Annotated in this window: 27 protein-coding genes; 7 read left to right on the forward strand and 20 right to left on the reverse strand. The window is 48.7% G+C overall.

Going from position 1 to position 25,613, the window contains the following annotated elements:
- Window positions 1-48 precede the first annotated feature (48 nt).
- From CPY98_RS12210 to CPY98_RS12225, 4 genes are all read left to right on the forward strand, one after another.
- Complete coding sequence (locus tag CPY98_RS12210) at window positions 49-927, forward strand: MBL fold metallo-hydrolase (protein ID WP_096387894.1); 879 nt, start codon at window positions 49-51, stop codon at window positions 925-927.
- 141 nt (window positions 928-1,068) lie between these two features.
- Window positions 1,069-1,503, forward strand: coding sequence for a DoxX family protein (locus CPY98_RS12215; protein ID WP_096387896.1), 435 nt, complete (start codon window positions 1,069-1,071; stop codon window positions 1,501-1,503).
- A 445-nt stretch (window positions 1,504-1,948) separates the two neighbouring features.
- Window positions 1,949-3,469, forward strand: a complete 1,521-nt coding sequence (locus CPY98_RS12220; protein ID WP_025797143.1) for a peptide MFS transporter — start codon at window positions 1,949-1,951, stop codon at window positions 3,467-3,469.
- Between the two features lie 328 nt (window positions 3,470-3,797).
- Window positions 3,798-4,463: a DedA family protein gene (locus CPY98_RS12225; protein ID WP_025797145.1), complete on the forward strand. Its 666-nt coding sequence runs from the start codon at window positions 3,798-3,800 to the stop codon at window positions 4,461-4,463.
- Window positions 4,464-4,521: 58 nt separating this feature from the next.
- Here the strand turns inward: CPY98_RS12225 and CPY98_RS12230 are convergent, their stop codons facing one another.
- Together CPY98_RS12230 and CPY98_RS12235 are read right to left on the reverse strand one after the other, a co-directional pair.
- Window positions 4,522-5,169 carry a DsbA family protein gene (locus CPY98_RS12230; RefSeq protein ID WP_025797147.1) on the reverse strand — a complete coding sequence of 216 codons (648 nt, stop codon included), beginning with the start codon at window positions 5,167-5,169 and terminating at the stop codon, window positions 4,522-4,524.
- A 172-nt stretch (window positions 5,170-5,341) separates the two neighbouring features.
- Window positions 5,342-6,577, reverse strand: coding sequence for an MFS transporter (locus CPY98_RS12235; RefSeq protein ID WP_025797150.1), 1,236 nt, complete (start codon window positions 6,575-6,577; stop codon window positions 5,342-5,344).
- A gap of 305 nt (window positions 6,578-6,882) precedes the next feature.
- Between CPY98_RS12235 and CPY98_RS12240 the strand changes: the two genes are divergently transcribed.
- Window positions 6,883-7,698 (forward strand): DUF817 domain-containing protein, encoded by an 816-nt coding sequence (locus tag CPY98_RS12240; protein ID WP_043493866.1) that lies wholly within the window; start codon window positions 6,883-6,885, stop codon window positions 7,696-7,698.
- A 72-nt stretch (window positions 7,699-7,770) separates the two neighbouring features.
- Here CPY98_RS12240 and gntU read toward each other — a convergent pair whose 3' ends face one another.
- The 3 genes from gntU to araD form a co-directional block, all read right to left on the reverse strand.
- Window positions 7,771-9,108: a gluconate transporter gene (gene gntU, locus CPY98_RS12245; RefSeq protein ID WP_096387898.1), complete on the reverse strand. Its 1,338-nt coding sequence runs from the start codon at window positions 9,106-9,108 to the stop codon at window positions 7,771-7,773.
- 4 nt (window positions 9,109-9,112) lie between these two features.
- The gene (gntK, locus tag CPY98_RS12250; protein ID WP_025797156.1) at window positions 9,113-9,649 is read right to left on the reverse strand and encodes a gluconokinase; all 537 of its coding nucleotides are present in this window, start codon (window positions 9,647-9,649) and stop codon (window positions 9,113-9,115) included.
- Window positions 9,650-9,994: 345 nt separating this feature from the next.
- Window positions 9,995-10,690 (reverse strand): L-ribulose-5-phosphate 4-epimerase, encoded by a 696-nt coding sequence (araD, locus tag CPY98_RS12255; RefSeq protein WP_096387900.1) that lies wholly within the window; start codon window positions 10,688-10,690, stop codon window positions 9,995-9,997.
- A gap of 368 nt (window positions 10,691-11,058) precedes the next feature.
- On the opposite strand from araD, the gene osmB reads away from it, so the two are divergent.
- Entirely contained in the window at window positions 11,059-11,277 is a 219-nt protein-coding gene (osmB, locus tag CPY98_RS12260) for an osmotically-inducible lipoprotein OsmB (protein WP_004092957.1), read from the forward strand.
- A gap of 74 nt (window positions 11,278-11,351) precedes the next feature.
- On the opposite strand, the gene yciH is transcribed toward osmB, so the two are convergent.
- The 5 genes from yciH to pgpB form a co-directional block, all read right to left on the reverse strand.
- Window positions 11,352-11,678, reverse strand: a complete 327-nt coding sequence (yciH, locus tag CPY98_RS12265) for a stress response translation initiation inhibitor YciH (RefSeq protein ID WP_025797160.1) — start codon at window positions 11,676-11,678, stop codon at window positions 11,352-11,354.
- An 18-nt stretch (window positions 11,679-11,696) separates the two neighbouring features.
- A complete protein-coding gene (gene pyrF, locus CPY98_RS12270; RefSeq protein WP_096387903.1) occupies window positions 11,697-12,422 on the reverse strand; it encodes an orotidine-5'-phosphate decarboxylase in 726 nt (241 codons plus the stop codon).
- Window positions 12,423-12,531: 109 nt separating this feature from the next.
- A complete protein-coding gene (gene lapB / locus CPY98_RS12275) occupies window positions 12,532-13,701 on the reverse strand; it encodes a lipopolysaccharide assembly protein LapB (RefSeq protein ID WP_025797162.1) in 1,170 nt (389 codons plus the stop codon).
- A gap of 5 nt (window positions 13,702-13,706) precedes the next feature.
- Window positions 13,707-14,012: a LapA family protein gene (locus CPY98_RS12280; RefSeq protein WP_046359814.1), complete on the reverse strand. Its 306-nt coding sequence runs from the start codon at window positions 14,010-14,012 to the stop codon at window positions 13,707-13,709.
- Window positions 14,013-14,260: 248 nt separating this feature from the next.
- Window positions 14,261-15,022 carry a phosphatidylglycerophosphatase B gene (pgpB, locus tag CPY98_RS12285; RefSeq protein WP_096387905.1) on the reverse strand — a complete coding sequence of 254 codons (762 nt, stop codon included), beginning with the start codon at window positions 15,020-15,022 and terminating at the stop codon, window positions 14,261-14,263.
- Between the two features lie 286 nt (window positions 15,023-15,308).
- On the opposite strand from pgpB, the gene ribA reads away from it, so the two are divergent.
- The gene (gene ribA, locus CPY98_RS12290) at window positions 15,309-15,896 is read left to right on the forward strand and encodes a GTP cyclohydrolase II (RefSeq protein ID WP_025797168.1); all 588 of its coding nucleotides are present in this window, start codon (window positions 15,309-15,311) and stop codon (window positions 15,894-15,896) included.
- Between the two features lie 97 nt (window positions 15,897-15,993).
- On the opposite strand, the gene ptsG is transcribed toward ribA, so the two are convergent.
- The 10 genes from ptsG to fabD all read right to left on the reverse strand — a co-directional run bounded on the left by ptsG (window position 15,994) and on the right by fabD (window position 25,601).
- Window positions 15,994-17,427 (reverse strand): PTS glucose transporter subunit IIBC, encoded by a 1,434-nt coding sequence (ptsG, locus tag CPY98_RS12295; protein WP_096387907.1) that lies wholly within the window; start codon window positions 17,425-17,427, stop codon window positions 15,994-15,996.
- 323 nt (window positions 17,428-17,750) lie between these two features.
- Window positions 17,751-18,539: a metal-dependent hydrolase gene (locus CPY98_RS12300; protein WP_043493692.1), complete on the reverse strand. Its 789-nt coding sequence runs from the start codon at window positions 18,537-18,539 to the stop codon at window positions 17,751-17,753.
- Between the two features lie 52 nt (window positions 18,540-18,591).
- Complete coding sequence (gene holB, locus CPY98_RS12305; protein ID WP_096387908.1) at window positions 18,592-19,578, reverse strand: DNA polymerase III subunit delta'; 987 nt, start codon at window positions 19,576-19,578, stop codon at window positions 18,592-18,594.
- Window positions 19,575-20,216, reverse strand: coding sequence for a dTMP kinase (tmk, locus tag CPY98_RS12310; RefSeq protein ID WP_043493695.1), 642 nt, complete (start codon window positions 20,214-20,216; stop codon window positions 19,575-19,577). Before tmk ends, holB begins: the two co-directional genes overlap by 4 nt.
- The gene (mltG, locus tag CPY98_RS12315; RefSeq protein ID WP_043493697.1) at window positions 20,206-21,231 is read right to left on the reverse strand and encodes an endolytic transglycosylase MltG; all 1,026 of its coding nucleotides are present in this window, start codon (window positions 21,229-21,231) and stop codon (window positions 20,206-20,208) included. Before mltG ends, tmk begins: the two co-directional genes overlap by 11 nt.
- A 12-nt stretch (window positions 21,232-21,243) precedes the next feature.
- On the reverse strand, window positions 21,244-22,062 hold the full coding sequence (gene pabC, locus CPY98_RS12320; protein ID WP_096387910.1) for an aminodeoxychorismate lyase: 819 nt from the start codon (window positions 22,060-22,062) through the stop codon (window positions 21,244-21,246).
- Between the two features lie 139 nt (window positions 22,063-22,201).
- Complete coding sequence (gene fabF, locus CPY98_RS12325) at window positions 22,202-23,443, reverse strand: beta-ketoacyl-ACP synthase II (RefSeq protein ID WP_025797183.1); 1,242 nt, start codon at window positions 23,441-23,443, stop codon at window positions 22,202-22,204.
- A gap of 89 nt (window positions 23,444-23,532) precedes the next feature.
- A complete protein-coding gene (gene acpP, locus CPY98_RS12330) occupies window positions 23,533-23,769 on the reverse strand; it encodes an acyl carrier protein (RefSeq protein ID WP_004092933.1) in 237 nt (78 codons plus the stop codon).
- 154 nt (window positions 23,770-23,923) lie between these two features.
- Window positions 23,924-24,658: a 3-oxoacyl-ACP reductase FabG gene (gene fabG, locus CPY98_RS12335; RefSeq protein ID WP_025797185.1), complete on the reverse strand. Its 735-nt coding sequence runs from the start codon at window positions 24,656-24,658 to the stop codon at window positions 23,924-23,926.
- A 13-nt stretch (window positions 24,659-24,671) separates the two neighbouring features.
- Entirely contained in the window at window positions 24,672-25,601 is a 930-nt protein-coding gene (gene fabD / locus CPY98_RS12340; RefSeq protein WP_025797187.1) for an ACP S-malonyltransferase, read from the reverse strand.
- Window positions 25,602-25,613: the final 12 nt, after the last annotated feature.

A 25,613-nucleotide genomic window follows, 5' to 3' on the forward strand; every position in this document is an offset into this window, starting at 1 on the left:
TATACTTCCAAACAGTAATAATTCACATTAATAATAAAGGCCTGTCTCATGCAACCATCCATCGCGGTTAAACCTCTGATTTTGTCGTTAGTTCTCTCCACCAGCGCCTTTGCAGCACAGGCTAAAGCGCTTGAGCTACAAACCTATAACCCGGGTGCGACCAGTCTGTTTCCGGTCTCTTCTGAATTAATTGTTGGCGATAAAGAAGCTGTGCTAATTGATGCACAATTTGAGAAAAAAGACGCTAATGCGCTGATCGACATGATCAAAAAGAGTGGCAAAACCCTGACCACAATTTATATCAGCCACGGCGATCCTGACTTCTATTTTGGCTTACAAACGCTAGCAGCGGCCTATCCGCAGGCTAAGATTGTGGCAACTCAACCTACCGTTGACCATATCAAAGCGACTCAAAACGCCAAGCTTCAGTATTGGGGCCCAATGATGAAAGATCAGGCGCCAACAAAAATCATTACGCCAGAAGTCCTTCAGGGCAATGAAATCACGCTTGAAGGCCAAAAACTGATTATTGAAGATCTCGATAGTGCCTCACCAGACCGTACCTATGTCTGGATCCCCTCACTCAAAGCCGTAGTAGGTGGAGTATTAGTTTCAGCCAATCAACATATTTGGACTGCCGATACCCAAACGAAGGCCTCGCGTGAAAACTGGATTAAAGCGTTAGATCGCATGCAGGCGTTACACCCTCAAACGGTGGTTCCTGGCCATTATTTAGGAACACCTCCGAAAGGTGACGCCGCAATTGTATTTAGCCGTGACTATCTGAAAAAGTTTGAACAGGTTTTAGATACTCATAAAACCTCTGCGGGTGTGATCGACGCTATGCAAAAGGCTTACCCTAGCCTGAAAGATGGTGAAAGCCTTAATTTAAGCGCGAAAGTGAATACCGGCGAAATGAAGTGGTAATATTTCAATTATTTTGATGTTGTTTATCAATGTTATCCGGTTACTTGCGGGGGCAGAGTGCCGGATAATAACCATACAGTTTAGCCAAGAAATTTTACTTTTCCGGTGCTCGTTGGCACCACCTCTACAAAGGATGTAAGTATGCTCACCTCGCTGAATCAGGCTTTCACACGTTTAACCGATCACCCAGACGGTGGAAAACTATTGCTGCGTCTCACCTTTGGCCTATTGATGCTGTTTCATGGCGTTGCCAAAATCGAACACGGCGTTGGCTGGATTTCTGAGATGCTACAGGCACAGGGTTTACCTGGGTTTGTCGCCTATGGTGTATTTATTGGCGAAATCGTTACGCCAGTGCTGATGGTTTTGGGCATTTTCACCCGCCCTGCGGCCCTGATTTACGCCGTTAACCTGCTGGTCGCCACCCTGATGGTCGGTACCGGCAAGTTCTTTACCCTGACCAACGTCGGTGCTTGGGGACTGGAAAATGAAATGCTGTATTTCATGGGTGGCATCATCATCATGTTGCTAGGCAGTGGACGTTACTCTATCGTCAGTAATCAGGCCCTGCGTTAATACTGCAATTACTCCCCTTACCGCTCGCTTAATCTGCCCTACCCAAAAGCGCTATTTGAGGATTTCAAATAGCGCTTTTGCAAAACATCCCTTCTTAAAGTCATACACCTCAAGAAAGCCATTTGTCGTCAAAAGCCCTGTGCCATAGAGATTCACAGCGGAAAAACCGTACCATTAACGATGTTTACCCTGCTTTACACCTCATTTTCGTTACAAAAATCCAAATAACTGTTCACAAAACAACGATTTTGATGATAAAAAGATGACCACGCCTATAAATCTATGTTAGTTTCCAAATCCCGTATTATTAATGAATACTCGAATAACATGGCAAAAGCCAAACTGTTCATTAATAAATACTATAAATACAATGAGTTAAATATTAAGTTTTTAAGTTATCAATCATACGCTCTCGTTCTTTGCGTATAGTTAATGGGAATACAACATGCAATCCTCTGATAAAACACAGCAAGGCCGTACTTTCCTCGGTCATCCCTATCCACTCGGGTCATTGTTCTTTACCGAGATGTGGGAACGCTTCTCCTTTTACGGGATCCGCCCGCTGCTTATCCTGTTTATGGCCGCCAGTGTTTATGAAGGCGGAATGGGCATCCCACGTGAGCAAGCCTCGGCTATCGTCGGTATTTTCGCCGGTAGTATGTATCTGGCAGCGCTGCCGGGTGGCTGGTTAGCCGACAACTGGTTAGGTCAACGTCGCGCTGTTTGGTATGGTTCGATTCTGATTGCGCTGGGCCATCTAGCCATCGCGCTTTCTGCGCTGTGGGGCAATACCCTATTCTTCGTGGGTCTGCTTCTTATCGTTCTGGGAACCGGTCTATTTAAAACCTGTATTTCGGTCATGGTGGGCACCCTTTATAAAGACGGCGACACGCGCCGCGATGGCGGATTCTCACTGTTTTATATGGGGATTAACCTCGGTTCATTCATTGCGCCGCTGGTAACCGGTTTGCTCGTGGGTGAAAAAGGCTGGCATTGGGGCTTCGGTATTGGTGGACTAGGCATGCTGGTTGCGTTGCTGATTTTCCGCTTCTTCGCTGTTCCTTCCATGCGCCGCTACGATCGTGAAGTCGGTTTGGGATCGAGTTGGAACCATGCCGTTGTTGAACGCAAAAACGTTGGTCGCTGGATTTCTGTCTTAGCCGTGATTGCCATCGTTTTGATTGGCCTGCTGGCAAACGATGTCATTCCCATTAACCCTGTCTTAATTGCCAGCGTGATGGTATACGTCATCGCCGCTTCCGTGACGCTGTACTTTGTGTATCTGTTCGCCTTTGCAGGATTAGCATCGGAAGAGCGCGTTCGTTTGCTGGTCTGCTTTATTTTGCTGGTTTCTGCGGCCTTCTTCTGGTCCGCATTTGAGCAGAAGCCGACCTCATTCAACCTGTTTGCCAATGATTATACCCAACGCCAGTTTGGTGATTTTGAAATCCCAACGGTATGGTTCCAGTCACTGAACGCCCTGTTTATCATCATCCTTGCGCCGCTGTTCAGCTGGTTATGGCCTGCGCTGGGCCGTCGCCAAATGCAACCAAGCAGTATGGTGAAATTTGTTATCGGTATTCTTTTTGCCGCCGCAGGTTTTGGCATCATGATTTTGGCCGCGCAGGATGTATTGGCCACCAGCCAATCTGTATCGCCGTTCTGGCTTGTGGGAAGTATTCTGCTACTCACGCTGGGTGAACTTTGCCTAAGCCCAATCGGGCTGGCGACCATGACATTACTGGCTCCCGATCGGATGCGCGGTCAGGTGATGGGGCTATGGTTCTGTGCGAGCTCCCTGGGTAACCTTGCTGCGGGCTTGATCGGCGGTCAGGTTAAAGCTGACCAGCTTGATATGCTGCCAGACCTATTTGCGCGCTGCTCTATCGCACTGGTTATTTGCGCCGCTGTACTAACGCTGCTTATTTACCCAGTGCGTCGCATGATGAAAAACGTCGAAATCTAATATCGACCATTTCTCAATCAGTTCATATTCCAAGGCACCCTTTCAGGGTGCCTTGCTGTATCTGCGACCACGATCGCAGTCACATCCCGACACCCTATTTCCACAGATTTACATTTGTCATACTAAAAACATGGTAAAATGCGCCTGCATTAGGGGTTGAGCATTCCTAAGCGGTATTTAAAAAAGAATCTCTTTGTCAGTATGAACATCAATAAGCGATAAATTGATGTGCGGTATCTCCGAAACTTCATGCCATTTAGCTTACAATGAATAGACTTGGGCTGAGCGTTTTAGAGCGGATAGCATACGCAGTTATTAAGGTAGAGTAATGGAAGTAATCAAAGAGATCCTACACGCACTGTGGGAACAAGATTTCAGTGTGCTAAGCGATCCCAAAATGATTTGGGCAATTTACGGTATTTTGTTCACTACGCTGCTACTGGAAAATGGGCTTCTTCCTGCCGCATTTTTACCGGGTGATAGCCTGCTGTTACTGGCTGGTGCGTTAATTGCCAAAGGTGTACTACCCTTTTTCCCCACCCTAAGTGTGTTAGTCATCGCATCGAGTCTCGGATGTTGGATGAGTTATATCCAAGGCCGTTGGCTTGGCGATACTAAACTGGTTCAGGGATGGCTTGTACAACTTCCCGCGCATTATCACCAGCGTGCTTACCATATGTTCCATAAGCACGGATTAGTCGCTCTACTCGTGGGCCGATTTTTAGCATTTGTGCGTACCATTTTGCCTACCATTGCAGGTATTTCTGGCTTGAAAAATGCGCGATTCCAAGTGTTCAACTGGCTCAGTGCGCTGTTGTGGGTTTGTTCTGTCACCGGCGTGGGATTAGCCATCAGCTATATTCCGTTTGTTAAGCGCCATGAAGATCAGGTGATGACCTGCTTAATGATTTTACCGATTGTGCTGCTAGTGAGTGGATTGGTGGGTACGATCGTGGTAGTAGTACGCAAAAAACGCCAAACGCCCGCTCAATAAATTCCGCCAATTGTCCTGTAAGGCATCGTTGCAACTGCCTTACAGGACAGCATATCTTTTAGAAACCTTCGTAACGCAGCAGCTCCGCTTTTAACTCCGCGTAGGGTGCGAAGAGTTTTGCTGCCGGTATTAGCCGCTGGCCCTGCTCTCCTACGACGATCAATGCAGGAACTCCGTTAATATTGTGTCTATCTAACAATGTTTGCGTGTCACGCAGGCTATGTTCGTAATGACGCAACAGCTCTTCGGTGGGGCGAGCCACCGCTAATGCTTCGCTCTCAAAACCTTCCCGCTCCAGAATCTCAACCACGCTTTTACTGCTAGTGTTATCAAGTCCGTCAACATACCGTGCTTTTTGCAACGTTTTAAGCACATCACCAGCGCGCTCTGGCTCAAGGGTGTTGGCAGCAATCACCGCTAACGTCGAGGCAAAGGAATCAAACACGCCGCCCTGATGTAATACGTTTTCTCGATACGCCTCGCTAAATACCTGCCCTGTCGATGATTCAATACGCATGTCATTTTGCCAAGCATATTGGGCAAACTCCGGCGTCATATCACGTGCGCCTTCACGGGCAAAAAGCCCAGTGGGACGAAACGTTACGTTAAAATCGCTATCCTTAACCAGTTGGCTAATTTTCGGTGAAGCACCGTAGCACCAGCCACAAAGCGGATCAAAAAGATAAACGAGTTCTCGGATCTTCATCAGCACTCCTTGGTGTTGTTCAGCTCGTAGCACCATTGATACTGCGATAAACATAATGTGTGATCGTGATTCTGCCAAGTCGCGGCAGGACGATATAATCTAAGTCTGGCTCAAAATCAGAGACTTGCCACCCTATTCCACTCAGTTAGCGTCGAGCGAACATCAAATAATGTTAAAGTTCGATACTGCGAATGCTTTTATTACGACGAGATTTTTTAGGTTTGATATCCGGATCTGAGTAGTATGACCACAAGAACAGCAATATCCCGCCAGCCGCTAAACCTGCGCCAACCCAACCGGTAGACGACCATCCAAACCCTGCGGCAATGCTTACACCACCGAGCCAAGCGCCCAAAGCATTTGCGATATTGAAAGCGGAATGATTTAAAGCCGCCGCCAAGGTTTGTGCATCTTCAGCAACGTCCATCAGGCGGGTTTGTAAGGCAGGAACCAGAGCAAAACTACCGCCGGTGAGCAACACGACCAATACGGTGGCCCATGCAATATCCGCCACCAAATAGAACGTCGTAAGAATAACCACGTTCCAAATTAATACACCAACAATCGTGCCCATCAAGGAACGGTCTGCCAAACGAGAGCCAAAGATATTCCCTAAAATCATACCCACGCCAAACACAATCAGCACCAGAGGCACACTCGCCGGTGACATCCCAGTTTGATGAATAAGCGTGGGTGCAATGTAGCTAAACACAGCAAATAGGCCACCAGAGCCCACCGCGGCGATACCGAGCGTGAGCCAAACCTGCTTGCGCTTGAGCGCACCCAACTCACGCAGCGGGCTAGCGCCTTCCTCAACCTTATCTTTTGGCAGCCATAACATGACGAGCAACGCCGTTAGCGCCCCAATCACACCCACCATCACAAACGCTGCACGCCAGCCCATCAGCTGACCAATCCACGTTGCCAGAGGTGAACCTAACAGAGTAGCCAACGTCAGGCCTAGCATCACCCGTCCCACCGCTTTCGCGCGTTGCCCAACACCCGCCATCGATGCGGCCACCAGCGATGCCACACCAAAATAAGCCCCGTGAGGCAATCCACTGATAAAGCGAAACACCATCAGATTTCCATAGCTAGAACTCAATGCGCTCGCAATATTGCCAACTGCAAACAGCACCATCAAAAGCAGCAGTAATGTGCGGCGAGAAAGTCGCGCGGCCAAAGTCGCAATCACCGGTGCTCCGATCACCACGCCCAGCGCATAAATACTGATCACGTGCCCTGCCTGCGGAATAGAGATCGCCAAATCCTTTGCGACATTCGGCAGCAAGCCCATAATGGCAAACTCGCCGGTACCAATACCAAAACCACCGACAGCGAGCGCGAGTTCTGCCCCGCGTCGATGAGCAATGGGTGATGGTGCCGCTGACGGCGTTGATGTAGACATAGCTACCTCTAATATCTGAAAAATTTCTGACGCTCAAGGCGCAAGAAAGCGTGATTTGAATCACATAATTAAGTGAGGAGAGCAGGATACCGAAGCTCACATTCAGCAGCCACTACTTTGTTAATTTTTCGTTGAATTTAGAATGAGCACTGTCAGGATAGAATAAATGTCGGCGTAGCCGCGATGGTTCAAAATACAAAACACCATGACGTGCTCATCTGCACAGGTTAATATTCCCGCAACTTAACCCATGAATTTTGGACAGGACGTTCGTGCCGCGACTCTATCAGTTCGATCAACATCTCATGCGCGCTCATCATGCGCCAGAGCTTACGGGAATACGCCGCTTTATTATTGAATTCTTCTATTTTGGAATAAAAGAAGCGCGTGCTTGTCTCTTCGTTGGCCTGTTCTTTATCGCTGTCTTCTGCGTGCCTCGCGGTGGTTTTTTGCATATAGCCCGCTATGACCTTTTATTCATCATCGCGATCTTAATTCAGCTATGGATGGTGATGAATCATCTTGAAACATGGGATGAACTTAAAGCGATTACCCTTTTTCACGTAGTCGGCTTTGCTCTTGAAGTGTTTAAAACCTCAGGCAGCATTCAATCTTGGAGCTATCCTGATTTTGCCTATACAAAACTGCTTGGCGTACCACTTTTCGCCGGGTTTATGTACGCCGCGGTAGGCAGTTTTATTATTCAATCATGGCGACTATTCGACCTCAAAATTCGCCATCATCCCCCTTATTTTCTCAGCACCACAGTCGCCCTGCTGATATATATCAACTTTTTTACCCATCACTATATTGGTGACTATCGTTGGTATATCACCGCCTTTGTTATCGGCATCTATGCGCGGAGCATAGTGGTTTTCACCCCTTACGATCGCGAACGAAAAATGCCATTACTGTTGGCCTTTGTCCTTATCGGCTTCTTTATCTGGCTCGCCGAGAATATCAGCACCTTTTTTGGTATTTGGAAATACCCTAATCAGCTTGGAGCGTGGTCTGCGGTACACGTTGGAAAGTGGAGTTCATGGGCTCTGCTGGTCATCATGACATTCACGATTACCACCTATCTTAAAGATATCAAACGACGGATCCATATTGCGCAGTAGCGCAAACGCTCTTTGATTAAATGAAAAAAAGCCCACGGAATCACTCCCGTGGGCTTTTTCATCACATCACGCTTAGAACAACGTGAATGCAATCATTCCGACGACGCCACCCACGGTGCCCAGAATAGTTTCCATTACGGTCCACGTTTTCAACGTTTGCAGTTCGTTAGCGCCGGTAAATTTACCGAACAGCCAGAAGCCCGCATCGTTCACGTGGCTCAATACAATCGAACCACCTGCAATACAGGTAGCCAGCGCCGCGAGTTGACCACCGTTCAGACCAAGCTGAGTGGTAACCGGTAAGACCAAGCCTACCGTCGTTAAGCATGCAACGGTTGCAGAACCTTGGATCACACGCACTGCGGCCGACAATACAAAACACGCAACCGCAATCGGTAAACCGGCACCAATCAATGCATCACCCAGCGCAGGGCCAACGCCTGAATCGACGAGAATTTGTTTAAATACGCCGCCCGCACCGGTCATCAGCAGGATAATCCCCGCTGGTTGAATCGCCGCAGAACAAATAGACATGATCTGCTCTTTGCTCATGCCGCGTGGTTTTGCCAAGCCGTAGATAACCACCAGACAGGCGATCAGGATCGCGGTAAATGGATGACCGATAAACTCTAACCAATCATATAAATTTGTATTTGGTGTTACGAAGCGTGCACCAATGGTTTTCATCCCTACCAACACCAGCGGGCAAAGCACCAACGCCAAGCTCAGGCCAAATGAAGGCATGTTTGATTTATCTAATACCGGTGCATTTTCTTCTTCTGGCATTGGCCAGCTAACACGTTTGCTGATGAAGTTACCAAACAGAGGACCCGCCAGCAGCATCCCCAGAATCGCCGCCACCAGACCAATCGCAATCATCCAGCCAAAATCTGCATTCATCTGTGCAGCTAACAACATCGGTACCGGCCCTGGCAACAAGAATGCAGCCGCGCTCGCAACACCGGCGAACAGCGGGATCGCCATTTTTACCACATTGCCGTTAGTACGACGTGCTACGGCAAAAACCACACCAATCAACAGCACAATCGCCACGTCAAAGAATAGCGGCAGCGCACACACCAAACCGGCAATACCCAGCGCATAATGAGCGCGTTTCTCACCAAAGCTTTTCAGCAAATGGGCTGCAATCTGGTCTAACGCCCCTGTCTCATGCAGGATTTTGCCAAACATCGCACCAAGAGCCACCACGATAGTCAGGAAGCCCAGTGTGCCGCCCATACCATCCTGCATGGCCTGAGTAATTTTACTCAGCGGCATGCCAGAAAAAATACCTGCGCCAATCGACACCAGCATCAGCGCGACAAAAGCATGCAAACGCGCTTTCATCACTAAAAAAAGGAGAAGCAGTACAGAGCCGACAGCGGTGCCGACAAGAGTCATGGTATCCACAGAATTATCCCTGATTAGAACGTTGTTGGATGTGTTTCAACGTGTCAGCAATGACGGCGTCGAGCGGTTGATTAATATCAATGGCACAAACATCCTGTTCGTCTGAATCAGGCACTTCCAGCGCCTCAAATTGGGAAACCAACATCTGAGGTTTAAAGAAATGCCCTTTACGTGCTTTCATACGGGATTCGATAAGATCAAAATCGCCATCCATATACACAAAAGAGAGATTTCCATTACCTTCACGTAAACGGTCGCGGTAGCGTTTTTTCAGTGCGGAGCACACGATGATTGAAACATCGTTGGTGCGTTGCATGGCAAATGCGGCATCGTTCAACGCACTCAGCCAAGGAGCACGATCTTCGTCGTTCAACGCATGCCCTTCTGACATTTTGTTAATGTTGCTGCGTGGGTGCAAAAAATCGCCATCTAAAAAGCCACACGATAATTTTTGGGACACCGCACTCGCAACGGCCGATTTGCCGCTGCCCGATACGCCCATAACCACATACACGTAATGGGGCTTTTGTGTGTTTTTCATTGACTGGCTCCAGACATTTAGTGTTTTGTTGACGCTGGCATGCAAACCCCACGTCGATGTTACCGGTAATTGTTATCGGTAACATTGTCAGCCCCTTTACATAAACTTGCAATGTGAGCCAGCGCACAAAACTTTCTTGTGTGATCTATATCGCAATTTTAATTAGCGTCAGAACAATCACCATGAGAAGAAATAACAGGAATGCAACAGATGAAGGAGTAAAAACAATTTCATTAATGTTATTATTCAGTCATGAAATCAGTTAATTAGCGCGAAGAATCGGAGATTAAAAGAGCGCCAAAGCGCTCATTTTGAAGGGGGATGTGGGATGAAAATCAGAAATAGCTACTGCCCGTAATAGGCATTTTCGCCATGCTTACGTAAATAGTGTTTATCCAGCAACGTTTGCTGCATATCCGGTAACTGAGGGCTTAGTTGCTGCGAGAAAATCCCCATATAGGCAACCTCCTCAAGCACAACGGCGTTATGCACCGCATCAATGGGATCTTTGCCCCAAGCAAATGGCCCATGAGAATGCACCAAAACCGCAGGCATCTGTTCAGCATCAATATGACGCTCTTGAAACGTCTTAACAATCACCTGCCCTGTTTCCCATTCATAGCTATGCTGAATCTCTTCAGGCGTCATTAGCCGGGTACAGGGAATGTTTCCGTAATAGTAATCAGCATGGGTTGTGCCCCAAGCAGGGATGTCCCGCCCCGCCTGAGACCAAATCGTTGCATGGCGTGAGTGCGTATGCACAATTCCGCCAATATTCTGAAAAGCTAAATACAGACCACGGTGGGTTTCAGTATCCGAAGATGGCTTCCACTTTCCCTCCACCACCGCGCCTGAGACCACATCGACTACCACCATATCTTCAGCGTTCATACCTACGTATTCGACACCAGAAGGCTTAATCACCATCAGCCCCGTAGCACGATCGATGCCGCTGACGTTTCCCCAAGTAAATGTGACCAACCCATATTTGGGCAGCGCCAAATTTGCGGCCAGTACCTGCTGTTTCAGTTCTTCGAGCATAGCTTCTCTCCCCACGTTGATAGCCTATTGTCCAGAACATGGCTCATCGCGGGTATGGGAAAACTGGCTACAAATCACTGGGGAATTGGCTAAATAAGAGGAATTGAGAGCATGCGCAACCGCATCGATAGCACTATTCGTTCATAGGAATAATTCAAAATAAGAATATTTACCTATTTTGAATTTAGCAAATAAATATACTAATCCACATAGATATCACGGCAGTCAGCAGAATTATATTTCACTGATACGGCCAATACCAAGCATTACATTCTGGATTAACAATAACCAACAGCTAATTTTCTGCACGAAGCATGTCCTATACTTATATGGAAATATAATCGTCAGAAGCTTAAAAGGAGTAAGTGATGAATACAACAATGAAACGTTTTGCAGCGGCAGCACTGGCAGTGACGCTGGTTGCCTCTCTAAGTGCTTGTTCAAACTGGTCTAAACGCGACCGTAACACCGCGATTGGTGCTGGTGCTGGGGCCTTAGGTGGCGCTGTTCTTACCGATGGCAGTGCGTTAGGTACCGTGGGTGGTGCCGCTGTTGGTGGGATCATCGGCCATCAGGTTGGCAAATAATACGACTTCTATGATTTATCTGTGGGCTGATTTTTATATCAGCCCATTTTTTATTCAAAGAACAAAACGGCTAATCAGCCACCGGCTAACTTTACCTTGTGACCTTTGGCCTCAAGTAGTTGCTTCAGCAAATCCCTCTTGTCACCTTGAATTTCAATCACGCCATCTTTCACTGCACCACCGCAACCGCACTTCTTTTTCAGCTCAGCAGCTAGGGTCTGCAAAGCTGTATCGTCAAGATCCAAACCGCTAATCAGGCAAACACCTTTGCCTTTACGACCGCTGGTCTGGCGCTGGATACGCACGATGCCGTCGCCTTTTGGGCGCGCGACAACAGCCTTCTCTTCATCAATTCGCCCGGTTTCCGTTGAATAAACCAGTCTGCTGTTCTTGTCTTGCATGGTTGGAGTCTGTCCTGCTTAAGCTAGAGATTTTAATATTTCGCGCAACGTTTCTGCGGGCTCTGGAGATTGGGTGATCGGGCGACCAATAACCATATAATCCACGCCTGCTTGAGCGGCTTCAACCGGAGTCATGATCCTACGCTGATCGCCAGTTGAACTTCCTGCTGGTCTAATGCCCGGCGTGACCAGTTTAAACGCCTGCCCGCAGCTCGCTTTCAAACGAGTTGCTTCATGCGCAGAGCAAACTACGCCGTCTAGGCCACACTCTTTCGTCAACAGTGCCAAGCGCTCTGCGTAATCAGCTGGTGATAATTCAATGCCAATACCGCGCAGATCTTCCGCTTCCATGCTGGTTAGCACCGTCACTGCAATCAGCAGCGGTGCATCTTTTCCAAACGGTAGCAGCGCCTCACGGGCCGCAGTCATCATGCGCGCTCCACCGCTGGCATGCACGTTGACCATCCAAACCCCGAGTTCTGCCGCTGCCGCAACGGCATGAGCGGCCGTATTTGGAATATCGTGGAATTTCAAATCGAGGAAAATTTCAAACTGACGCTGCTGTAATTCACGCACAAACTGCGGGCCAAACAGAGTAAACATTTCCTTGCCGACTTTAAGGCGACAGTCACGCGGATCGATATTATCGACAAACGCTAAAGCAGCATTTTTATCGGCATAATCGAGAGCGACTAGGATCGGTGACGTAATAGCGTTTGCCTGAGATGGCGTAGAAATGGACATTGCGACTCCCTGAAGCTGGCGGTAAGTGAAATAAGGCCTTTATCAGGGAGGGCATTGTACACAGCGTTAGACAATGTGCCTAGCGCAGAGAGATATGAACGAAAAAGAATTACTGACCATCGAGCCCACGAATCGGCTTAATAGTTGACCACGCACGACACGATGGGCAATGCCAATACATGGTGTGTGCGGTAAAACCGCATTTCATGCAACGGTAGCGAGGCTTAGTGCGAATTTGCTCACCCACCATATCACGCAGTAGCTGCAAGCTTTCTTTCGCCCTACCGTCTTCGGCTTCTGCCAGATGGTAATCCATCAACCGATGGAAGGTTCGCATCGTTGGATGACGTTGTATTTGGCGCCCCACATATACCTGAGCGACCTCGATACCTTCGTTTTGTTCCAAGACTTCGGCCAGCATCAGCTCTGCGGTTGCGCCGGTATTCTCTTCTACACAACGGCGTAAAAATGAAACCCATTGATCCGGCTGGTTAAGCTGCTGGTAACACTCTTGCATCATTGGTAAGACTTCGCTGACCAGCTCTTTGTCCTGCTCTAATACCTGAGACAACGCCTCAACTGCCTTTGCTGGCTCATTTTTTGCGATATAAATACGGCCAAACATCACCGACACGCGAGCACAATTTTTATCCGCAGAGGCCGCTTTTTTTAACAGCGCCATAGCTCGGTCTAAATCATCGCTGCCCATTGCCTGCAATGACAGTTCACAGTAGAAATGCGCAATTTCAGTGCGTTGCTGATCTTTACCTAGTTTCACTAATTTCTCAGCAACATCGATGGCTTTTTGCCAATCGCTGGTCGCTTGATGGATAATCAACAGCTGTTGCAGCGCAGAGACTTTAAAATCCTGTTCATCAATAAGCTGATTAAACATTTCCTCAGCGCGATCGTACAAACCGGCAGCCATATAGTCACGACCAAGCTGCTGCACGGCTAGCAGCCGCTGATCAAAAGTCAGAGAAGCACTCTCCATCAAAGACTGATGGATACGGATAGCGCGGTCGACTTCGCCACGCGAGCGGAATAAGTTGCCTAACGTAAGATGCGCTTCGACCGTATTACTGTCCTCTTTAAGCATATCAAGGAACAGGTCGACCGCTTTGTCCTGCTGGTTAGAAAGCAGGAAGTTCACCCCGGCCACATATTCACGTGAAAGACGGCTCGCTTCCTGTTGCTTATCCTGCTGAGCACTTCTGCGTCCCATATACCAACCATAGGCGGCAGCAACGGGAAGAAGCAGAAACAGCAGCTCTAACATAGTCTCTATTCCTTCGGTGTCGCAGAAGGTGCGAGGTTTTCTGGCTCAGTCGGCACAGCCTGCTGTTCCAGTCGACGGATTTTCCGTTCAGCGCGCACTAAACCCAAGCGCACTCGGACATAAAACAGACCGCAGATAACCCAACCCAAAATGAATCCGGCTGCAAACAATGTGGCAAGCAACGTCGACAGGCGGTATTCGCCCTGAGCAATTAAATAGTTGAACGCAACAACCTGATCGTTATGCGCACCCAATGTGACAGAAAGCACAAAGATGGCTAAAACGACCAAAAAAATCAGCAGATATTTCACATTTCTTCCTGTAAATCAGGTTAACCGGATGAATTATGCCAAAGAAAACAGCACCCGAATGGTTAAATTATCATTTAGTTATATTGTAGGGAAACCCCACGTAGCACTAAAACCCTGTTTTAACAGCGTGCTCACCCTAACAACATCATGCCATTCTCCAATGAGATCCCCAAGTACCACACGGAAGAATAGATAAATATTAGGATCATATGGGGCCAAATGCCTAAAACTTCAAGCGTTCTTCTGCCTTACTCTTCTGTGCGCGCACGGATTTCCTGAGATTCAGGCTCGCTGATGCCAAGAGAACCGCACCATCGCTGCACCAGCACGCAAGAAAGCGTGACAAGCGCCCAGCTTATCCCGCTGGCGACAATTAAATCCACGGGCCAGTGCATTCCTAATACCAGACGGCTTCCCATCACGCCTATTGCCCAGAGGGTGATTAGCGCCGTTGAAACATAATGGCGGCGCGGCAACAGCAGGCCAAACGCGAGCAATGCCCACGTTGCAGCAAACATTGTGTGCCCAGAAGGAAAAGCAAAACCCGTTTCAAACGCCCAATGACTTTTCAGCCACTGTGGAATTCGTGTTTCATGCAGCAATTGTTCTGTGACAAGAGTGCTGCGCTCTGCACGTTTGAGCGCATAAAACGCCTGAGCATCAACGCTATGTTCGCTTTCGAGCCATAAAACAAAAGGCCGCGGTTCTTGCACCCAGCCTTTTATCGTCGATTTAATCGTCTGCCCCACCAACACCGTTGCCATCAGTATAATAAATAGGATTATCGTTGCTTTGATCCGAAAGCGTAAACACCATAAAAACCAACAGCCAAGGATCAAACACGTAAGGATGCCCCACGGCGCTGTCACTGTTTCAGTCATTGCAAAGAGGGCTTTGAGCACATTGTCTGAGCCATCAGGCTGCCATTTCCAGCCGCAAAGCCAAACACTCACCGGCATCGCCAGCAGCACAATCAGGCCCAAAGTAGTACGTTTTGCAATCTGTAACATCAATTAATCCTTTCTTTCTATTGATTATTCAGTGTAGCAACACCATATCAATGAAGCCTATCAGGAATTGCCGAGCGGTGTTTTATTGACCGGTTGAAACAAATAATACGTGTCCTACAGCGAAAACTGCTGTATCGCCGCGACTTGTGGCAAAATAGGACCCCTATTAACGATTCGGTTTTACCGGATTTACTTCGGTTGTGCCTGCACTCACCTGCATCGGCGGCGCACAATAACCGATGTCCGTTATGGACAGTATCTAAAAGATGTAGTTGTGGAGATCAACATGCAGCTTAAACGAGTGGCTGAAGCAAAACTGCCGACACCTTGGGGTGATTTTTTGATGGTCGGCTTTGAAGAGATTGCCACCGGTCATGACCATCTGGCATTAGTTTATGGTGATGTGTCTGGCTCAACGCCCGTGCTTTCACGCGTGCACTCCGAGTGTTTAACCGGCGATGCCCTATTCAGCCTACGCTGCGACTGTGGTTTTCAGCTAGAAGCGGCGCTTGAACACATCGCTGAAGAAGGTCGAGGGATCTTGCTTTATCACCGTCAAGAAGGTCGCAATATTGGCCTGCTCAACAAAATTCGCGCTTACGCCTTACAAGATAAAGGTGCGGATACGGTTGAAGCTAACCACCAGCTAGGCTTTGCCGCTGACGAACGAGATTTCACCCTCTGCGCAGATATGTTCAAGCTATTGGGCGTAGACCAAGTACGTTTGCTGACGAACAATCCAAAGAAAGTAGAAATTCTGACTGAGGCAGGTATCAACATTACCGAACGCGTACCTCTAATCGTGGGTCGTAACCCTAAGAATGAACGCTATCTGTCGACCAAAGCCGCAAAGATGGGTCACCTGCTCGATTAAAATATATCGATGTGATGTATTGCTGATATAGCTACAGAGACAACAAAGGAGGCCAATGGCCTCCTTTTTAATGTGCACTTAACGATATCGCGCAGGATTAGTGACTACGGATGTACTCATCCATATCGGTTTTCAGGTTATCGGATTTTGTCCCGAAGATAGCCTGAACGCCAGAACCCGCAACGACCACACCCGCAGCACCCAGTTTCTTCAGGCCCGCCTGATCCACTTTAGCCACATCGGCCACGCTCACGCGCAGACGAGTGATACACGCATCGAGGTTTGTGATGTTGTCTTTACCACCGAAGGCAGCGACCAACGCGGCAGACATTCCCTCATTACCCTGAGCGCTTTGTTCGGAAGATGAATCCTCACGGCCAGGCGTTTTCAGGTTCAGTTTGGTAATCAACACACGGAAAATCGTGTAATACACCAGACCGTAGATGATCCCCACAATCGGGAACAGCCAGATTTTGCTGCTGTTTCCGCTCAGAACGATAAAGTCGATCAGACCATGTGAGAAACTTGTCCCATCACGCATGCCCAACAGAATACAAATTGGGAAAGCCAGACCCGCCAGAATCGCGTGAATCGCATACAAAATTGGCGCTACAAACATGAAGGAGAATTCAATCGGCTCGGTGATACCCGTCAAGAACGAGGTCAACGCAGCAGAGATCATAATCCCACCGACTTTGGCACGATTTTCAGGTTTAGCAGAATGCCAAATAGCAATCGCTGCCGCTGGCAGACCGTACATTTTAAACAAGAAACCACCCGACAGTTTACCTGCGGTTGGATCGCCTGCCATATAGCGAGGGATGTCACCGTGGAATACCTGCCCTGCCGCATTGGTGAACTCACCGATCTGCATTTGGAAAGGTACGTTCCAAATATGATGCAAACCAAATGGTACCAGAGAACGCTCAACCAACCCGTAGATGCCAAAGGCAACAACAGGGTTTTGATAAGCCGCCCACTGCGAGAAGGTTTGAATTGCGGTGCCGACCGGAGGCCAAATAAAGGACAGCACAATGCCCAAGAAAATGGCAGCCAGACCAGAAATGATCGGAACAAAACGTTTACCGGCAAAGAAACCCAGATATTCAGGGAGTTTAATGCGGTAGAAACGGTTGAACATATAGGCCGCAATAGAACCCGCGATGATCCCACCCAGCACACCAGTATCGGCTAAGTGCTTCGCGACGATCTCTTCGGCAGGCATGTGCAATACCAACGGCGCGACAACAGACATGGTTTTCACCATAATGCCGTAAGCGACCACCGCTGCCAGCGCAGATACGCCGTCATTGTTAGTAAAGCCGAGTGCAACACCAATAGCAAAAATCAGCGGCATGTTTGCGAAAACTGAGCCACCGGCTTCAGCCATCACATGAGAAACTACCGCAGGTAACCAGCTAAAGTTGGCAGAACCGACACCCAGCAGAATACCTGCGATGGGCAATACGGAAACTGGCAGCATTAGCGACTTACCCACTTTCTGCAGGTTTGCGAATGCGTTTTTGAACATAGTTGAGAGTGCTCCTGAATAAATAGTGCTCTTTTATTAGCCTGCCCCCGTATGCCCGAGAGTCACGCCGCGAACAGGAAGAGAACCTGAACGCCTAGAAGTGTCTTAGCACTCCTTTAATTTTTACGCAGGGTAAAATAAATAACCTGCAATATGTTTGATGGCTGTCACGTTTCCATAATTACAGAGATCCAAATAACATTTTTGACAAAAAAATGTTAAAAAAATCACCAAAATGGTTTCACAAAACAGCCATGTAAACATTTTCGAACAGCAAGATACCTGCTTGAACGATTAATTACGAGCAATAAAATAAATAGCCATTACCCATGTATCGGCAATGTCACACCAAATAAACGGCTGAAATTGTCTGTCGTTTGCTGAGCTAAGTCATCAGGGGTCATCCCCTTCAATACCGCAAGATACTCAGCAACATCGCGTACATAGGCAGGTTGGTTCTCTTTACCACGGTGAGGCACGGGAGCAAGATAAGGCGAGTCGGTTTCCACCAGCATACGATCGACAGGAACATAGCGAGCAACTTCACGCAGCGCATCCGCATTGCGGAAAGTCACGATGCCAGAAAATGAAATATAGAAGCCCATATCGAGCAGTTGACGCGCTGTTTCCTGATCTTCAGTAAAGCAGTGCAGCACGCCGCCGCATTCGCTCACCTGCTCTTCACGCAAGATATCTAACGTATCCTGACGCGCATCACGGGTATGCACGATCACAGGTTTATGCAGCTCTCGACCGATGCGAATATGCTGACGAAAAGACTCCTGCTGCAAGGGAATATTGTCTTTCTGATAGAAATAATCGAGACCAGTTTCCCCCATCGCAACCACTTCTGGAACGTTCGCTAACTGGCGTAGTTCGTCATAGTCATAGCCCCCCTCCAGATTCAGCGGATGGACGCCACAGGAAAAGGCTACATTGTCGCGCTGTCCGATTTGTTCACGCATCGCGCGATAGCCCGGCAACGTCGTCGCCACCGCTAGAACAAAACCGACATCGCGCGCCTTGGCATCAGCTAAAACGCTATCGACACTTTTGTGCAGATTTTCATAATCCAGACCATCTAAATGGCAATGGGAGTCAACTAAGTACATAAATTTTGACCTGATATTAATAACGGAACGCGTATATCACCCCAAGGTATGGTTACGCGCTAGGAGGAAAGGAGTCACTCCACAGGCAAAGCTGACGAGTGAGCATTAGCTCGCGATTGAGCCCGGTGGTAATGAGAAGCTGATGACGGCAGAAAATCCATTGTTCTAGCTGTTGCTGCAAAATCGTCGTTGCCTGAGTCGACGCCAATTGAAAAACCAACGGCTGTTGATCCAAGTTGGCAATAGCCGTCGTGGCACCTTGTTGCAGCTTCATCGCATCAAGCAGCAACGCACATAACCATGTTAGTCGATCATGCACATTATCGTGGTTTAACAGCGGTAATAACTGCATCCACTGGCGTTGAGGGATCGCTTGCTGCAACCCCTGACACAGCTGAAGACGCTGTTTCCAGCTATTTGGCTCAAGCAAACTCATGGCGGCCACCGGCGCACCGCCGTTTAAGCGTAATGCGGTACGCATAGCCAGCTCATCACCCGGCTGTTGGCTTTGAAGCCAACGTAAGCTTAATGATTCGTCAGGCACAGCAAGATGCATATAAAAACAGCGGCTACGCAATGTGGCTAGCAAATTGGCCGGCTCACGCGTCCCCAATAGGAAATAGGTCTTCTCTAGTGGCTCTTCAAGCGTTTTCAACAACGCATTAGCTGCCGCTTCCGTCAGCGTTTCAGCGCGCGGCAACAGAACAACCTTAGCGCCCCCTTGTTGAGCATGACCATAAAGATGCTCGATAATCTGGCGAACAGGCTCAATGCCGAGGCTCGTTTTCCCTTTTTCCGGCTGTAAGTCGTACCAGTCAGGATGGTTACCCGCCAACATCAAGCGACAGCTATGGCACTCACCACAGCTTTTGTCACCGTTTGGCCGCTGACACATTAGCCAACGCCCTAATGCATACATCAACGAATCATCACCGCAACCCGCAATCGCGTGCACCAACAAAGCATGGTGCCCTCGCCCACTCTGGTGCTGAGCAACCAGTTGACGGTAAGGTGCGGTCAGCCAAGGATACCAATTCACGCGTGTTGCTCCTGATCCTTAAACCACGCCTGAAGCGCAGTGCGAATAGAGGCCGTCACTTCAGGTAAAGTTTGCGCAGCATCAACGGTGATAATGCTGTCATCCTGTTCGGCTAAGGTCAGATAGCGCGCTCTGGTGCGTTCGAAAAAGGCCAACGATTCTTGTTCAATACGATCTAATGCCCCACGGCTACGCGCTCGCTCTAAACCTATCGCCGGAGGTAAATCTAGATATAGCGTTAAGTCAGGTTTGAAGTCACCAAGTACCGTATCGCGTAGCGACTGCATCAGGCGAGAGTCAATCCCTCTTCCGCCACCTTGGTATGCCTGAGAAGAGAGATCGTGGCGATCGCCAACCACCCACGCTCCGCGAGCCAACGCCGGTTTGATCACATTATCCACCAACTGAACGCGGGCAGCGTAAAGCATCAACACTTCGGCTTTGTCAGTCAGCTTTTCGTTTTCAACACCTTGCTTAACCAAATCACGCAACTTTTCAGCCAACGGAGTTCCACCTGGTTCACGGGTGAAAACGATATCCTCAATACCCTGCTGACGAAGCTCATCTACTACGGTATCGCGGGCAGTCGTCTTACCGGCCCCTTCCAGACCCTCAATCACGATGAACTTACTTTTCATTCTTTTCCCTTAGCACCTGCAAATAGTTGCGTACGGCTTGATTATGGCTCTGTAAATTAGTGGTAAATACGTGTCCACCTTTCCCATCTGCAACAAAGTACAAATAAGAGGTTTTATCCGGATGCGCTGCGGCCTCTAACGAGGCTCGGCTCGGCATGGCAATCGGCGTTGGCGGCAAACCGGAGATTACGTAAGTATTGTATGCGGTTGGCTGCTGTAAGTCGCGCCGCGTCAAATTACCGTTATAGTTTTTGCCGAGACCATATATCACCGTAGGATCAGTCTGTAAACGCATGCCAATACGAAGGCGATTGATAAAAACCGATGCCACTTTGCCGCGCTCTTCACCAACGCCAGTTTCTTTTTCAATGATTGACGCCATGGTCACCAGATCTTCAGGTGTCTTATAAGGCAGATTTTTCTCGCGATCTTGCCATATTTCGTCAACTTCTTTGCTCATGCGATTATACGCCCGCTTAAGTATCATCTCATCGCTATTGCCCGCGGTGTAATGGTACGTATCGGGATAAAGCCAGCCTTCGATTGGGCGACCTTCAGGTATGCCCAAGACTTTGGCGATCTGGCTTTCATCTTTATTCGCCAAAGCATGTTTCAGGTTTGGCGAAGCCGCTAAGACCTGCATCCAATCTTGAAAACGCGTTCCTTCAATGAAGCGCACGGTAAACTGTGCTTCTTTGCCGCTTTTAAGCAGTTCAAGAAATTCACGCACGGTCATTCCGGGTGTAATGCGATATGTACCCGCTTTAAAATTAGCCAATTCAGGCTCAAGTTGCAGTAGCCACGGAAAATAACGGGGATGCGCAATAAGCTTGTCCCTTACTAGCAGGCCTTCTAACGCCACGCGTCCGGTGCCCGCAGGCAGTTTAAACAGCGTTTCTTGAGTAATCGCCAAAGGCGTTCGGGCAAACTTCTGCACTTGTTGATAGCTCCAAAATAGCGCCACTAACAAAACAACAATGCAGACAACAAGAAGTCCAAACAGTTTTTTCTTCATTCAACCGCCAAATCATGACTCATACACAGGAAGTAAACACTGTGGTAATAAATATTCCGCCAATTGCCGTGAGTTGAAGCGATACTCCCCCGCTTCATTCACCGGCAACAGCGGCATTAAAGAGTTGCATATAAAAACTTCTTCCGCGTCTCGCAGCACGTCTAAAGGTGCGGAAACAATGCTTAATTCATACTCGCTTTCGGCCAATAAACGAATAATGCGCTGACGCATTAGCCCAGCTACGCCGGCGTTGGCAAGCGTTGGCGTAAATACTCGCATTCCAATACGCCAGAATAAATTAGCCGCACAGCATTCCACTAGCCTTGCATTGCTGTCAAGCACCAGCGCCTCATGGGCGTTCGTCTGCTCAAGCTTTGCCTTAATCAGCACCTGCTCTAGGCGGTTAAGATGTTTTATGCCAGCAAGAGAAGGGTTGATGCCTAAGCGAATAGGGCTTACGGCAAGCGTGATGCCATCCTCCTGCCACTGAGCATACTGAGCTGGGAGTGCGCTATTTGAAAATATACGACACGGGTTTTCAGCACCGGAAATGGAATAGCCACGCCCACCACTGCCACGCGTTATCATCGCTTTAACCACGCCATTCCCTGTCTCAGTCGCCGCTTGACGGAATTCTGTAAGCCACGCCGTCCAATCAACCGGTTCAATCAGTAACCGCGAACAGGCAAACTGCATCCGGCTAAAGTGAGCATGAATATCATCGATTCGCCCATGAACAGCACGAGCCGTGGTGAAACAACCATCGCCATAGTGCAAGCCACGGTCGCTGAGCGAAATAACCCCTGCGGGTGTTCCATTAAGCCAAAACATCACCAACTCCCGACGATGGCCAAGGCGTTCTGCCTCGATCCGGTATTCATATTTTAGCGTTTTGAGAGACGCAGGTAAAAAAAATGGCCCCATAAGGGCCATTTGATTTTTGCAGATAACATCTCAAAACTTAAGCGACTTAGATCTTGCGAAAAATCACAGAACCGTTAGTGCCACCAAAGCCGAAGGAGTTACACAGTGCATATTCCAAACCTTTCACCTGACGAGCTTCGCCTGGTACAAAGTCAAGATCACAACCTTCATCTGGGTTATCCAAGTTGATGGTTGGCGCGACAATTTGGTCGCGCAGCGTCAGAATAGTAAAGATTGATTCAACTGCACCTGCGGCACCCAGAAGGTGGCCCGTCATAGACTTGGTAGAGCTGACCATTACTTTAGCGGCATCTGCGCCGTATACACTTTTCACTGCCTGAGTTTCTGCTTTGTCGCCCGCCGGAGTAGACGTTCCGTGAGCGTTGATGTAGCCAACCTGAGATGGATTCAAGCCTGCATCACGCAGTGCATTCACCATCGCCAGCGCTGCACCTTCACCGTTTTCCGGTGGAGAAGTCATGTGGTAAGCATCGCTACTCATACCGAAACCAACGATTTCAGCATAAATTTTTGCACCACGCGCTTTCGCATGCTCGTATTCTTCAAGAACCAGAATACCAGCACCGTCACCGAGAACGAAACCGTCACGATCTTTATCCCACGGGCGGCTTGCCGCTTGCGGGTTATCGTTACGCGTTGACAGTGCGCGTGCGGCACCAAAGCCACCGACACCCAGAGGTGTACTCGCTTTTTCTGCACCACCTGCCAGCATGACGTCTGCGTCGTTATACGCGATCATACGAGCTGCATGTCCGATGTTATGCACACCAGAAGTACATGCCGTAGCAATAGAAATGCTTGGGCCACGCAGACCTAACATGATAGTCAGATGACCCGCTACCATGTTCACAATGGTTGAAGGCACGAAGAATGGGCTGATTTTACGCGGTCCGCCTTTAACAAGCGCACTGTGATTTTCTTCAATCAGGCCAAGCCCACCGATACCAGAACCAATCGCGGCACCGATACGTGGAGCATTTTCTTCCGTTACTTCAATCCCAGAATCTTTAAATGCCTGAATACCGGCAGCGATTCCATACTGAATGAAGGCATCCATCTTGCGTGCATCTTTACGCGAGATGTAGTCTTCACTATTAAAATCCTTTACTAAGCCAGCAAAACGCGTTGCATAGGCGCTAGTATCGAAATGGTCGATTAAGCTGATGCCACTCTGCCCGGCTACGATAGCATCCCATGTGGAATCTACGGTATTACCGACAGGAGACAACATGCCCAGTCCGGTCACAACAACTCGACGCTTAGACACGCTTGTCCTCCAGGGAGGGAATTTAATTTGAAACTCTATGAGAGCAGGAAAAAACGTAGGCGGTCGAGTGACCGCCTAGATGTGTTCGATTACTTGTTCGCAGATTCGATGTAGTCGATTGCTGCTTGAACAGTAGTGATCTTTTCTGCTTCTTCGTCCGGAATCTCAGTATCAAACTCTTCTTCCAGAGCCATAACCAGTTCAACGGTGTCAAGAGAATCAGCACCCAGATCGTCAACGAAGGAAGCAGCATTCACGACTTCGTCTTCTTTAACACCCAGCTGTTCGATAATGATTTTCTTAACGCGTTCTTCGATAGTGCTCATACTCTTAAATTTCCTATCAAAACTCGCTTTCGCGATGGTTTTCGTAGTGTATTGAAAGTTGAAAAAGATGCAACTAAATCCCGGCTGGTCAAACCACGATTTTGCGTTATTTTGCGGCCATTCCCTCAAAAAACGCAAATTATTTTCGTGATTTTTAGATCATATACATGCCGCCATTGACATGTAAGGTCTCACCGGTGATATAGCTAGCCTCATCTGAGGCTAAAAATGCAACAGCGTTAGCGATTTCTTTTGCTTCACCCAAGCGGTTCGCTGGGACCTGCGCCAGAATGTCTTTACGCTGCTCTTCCGTTAGCGAACGTGTCATATCGGTCTCAATGAAACCAGGAGCCACGACGTTAACGGTAATGCCACGAGAAGCAACTTCTCGTGCTAGAGACTTACTAAAGCCAATCAAACCTGCTTTAGCGGCCGCGTAGTTTGCTTGTCCAGCATTGCCCATTGTACCCACAACAGAGCCAATGGTGATAATGCGGCCACAGCGTTTTTTCATCATAGCTCGTAAAACCGCTTTTGACAGGCGGAATACCGAAGTCAGATTCGTGTCGAGGATATCCTGCCACTCATCGTCCTTCATACGCATCAATAGGTTATCACGAGTAATGCCGGCATTATTGACCAAAATGTCAATTTCGCCAAATTCAGCACGGATAGTGCTCAATACTGCATCAATAGAAGCCGGATCAACAACGTTCAGGTTTAAACCTTTGCCGTTTTCGCCCAGATAAGCGCTAATATCTTCTGCGCCTTTATCACTAGTTGCGGTGCCAATAACGCGGGCACCACGGGCAACTAAAGTCTCAGCAATAGCGCGGCCAATACCACGGCTTGCGCCGGTGACCAGTGCAATTTTTCCTTCGAAGCTCATCATTTTCCTCTTCTTATTGTGCAAGCGCTGCAGATACAGACGCAGCGTCGTTAATCGCAGCTGCCGTCATAGTATCGACAATACGCTTGGTCAGACCGGTCAGAACTTTACCCGGGCCAACCTCCAGCAGGTGCTCAATGCCCTCACCTGCCATAAATTCAACTGATTCACTCCAGCGTACTGGGCTATACAGCTGACGCACTAAGGCGTCGCGGATAGCGTCTGGCGAGGTTTCAGTTTTAACATCCACATTGTTCACTACGGGGAACTGAGGCGCATTGAAAGCAATACCCTGCAGTGCAATTGCAAGCTTATCCGCCGCGGGCTTCATCAGTGCACAGTGCGATGGCACGCTAACAGGCAACGGCAGCGCACGTTTAGCACCAGCAGCTTTACACGCAGCACCAGCACGCTCAACGGCGTCTTTATTGCCCGCAATAACAACTTGTCCAGGAGAGTTAAAGTTCACAGGAGAGACAACCTCCCCCTGAGCAGACTCTTCGCACGCTTTTGCAATGGCATCGTTATCCAAACCGATAATGGCAGACATCGCGCCAGTACCCGCAGGTACTGCTTCCTGCATCAGCTTACCGCGCAGTTCAACTAAGCGAATAGCCTGTTTGAAATCCAGAACACCAGCACAGACCAACGCAGAATACTCACCGAGGCTATGGCCAGCCATCATCGCAGGCTGAGCACCATTTTCCTGCTGCCATACGCGATAAATCGCGACGGAAGCCGCCAGCAACGCAGGCTGTGTTTGCCACGTTTTGTTCAACTCTTCAGCCGGGCCTTCCTGAACTAGCTTCCACAGGTCGTAACCCAATGCGTCAGATGCCTCAGCAAAAGTCTGCTCTACAATCGGAAATTGTGCCGCAAGATCGGCCAGCATACCTACGGTTTGCGAGCCCTGACCTGGAAACACCATTGCGAATTTAGACATGTTTGTTTTCCT

This window comes from Hafnia sp. CBA7124 (assembly GCF_002355555.1).
Taxonomy (GTDB): domain Bacteria; phylum Pseudomonadota; class Gammaproteobacteria; order Enterobacterales; family Enterobacteriaceae; genus Hafnia; species Hafnia alvei.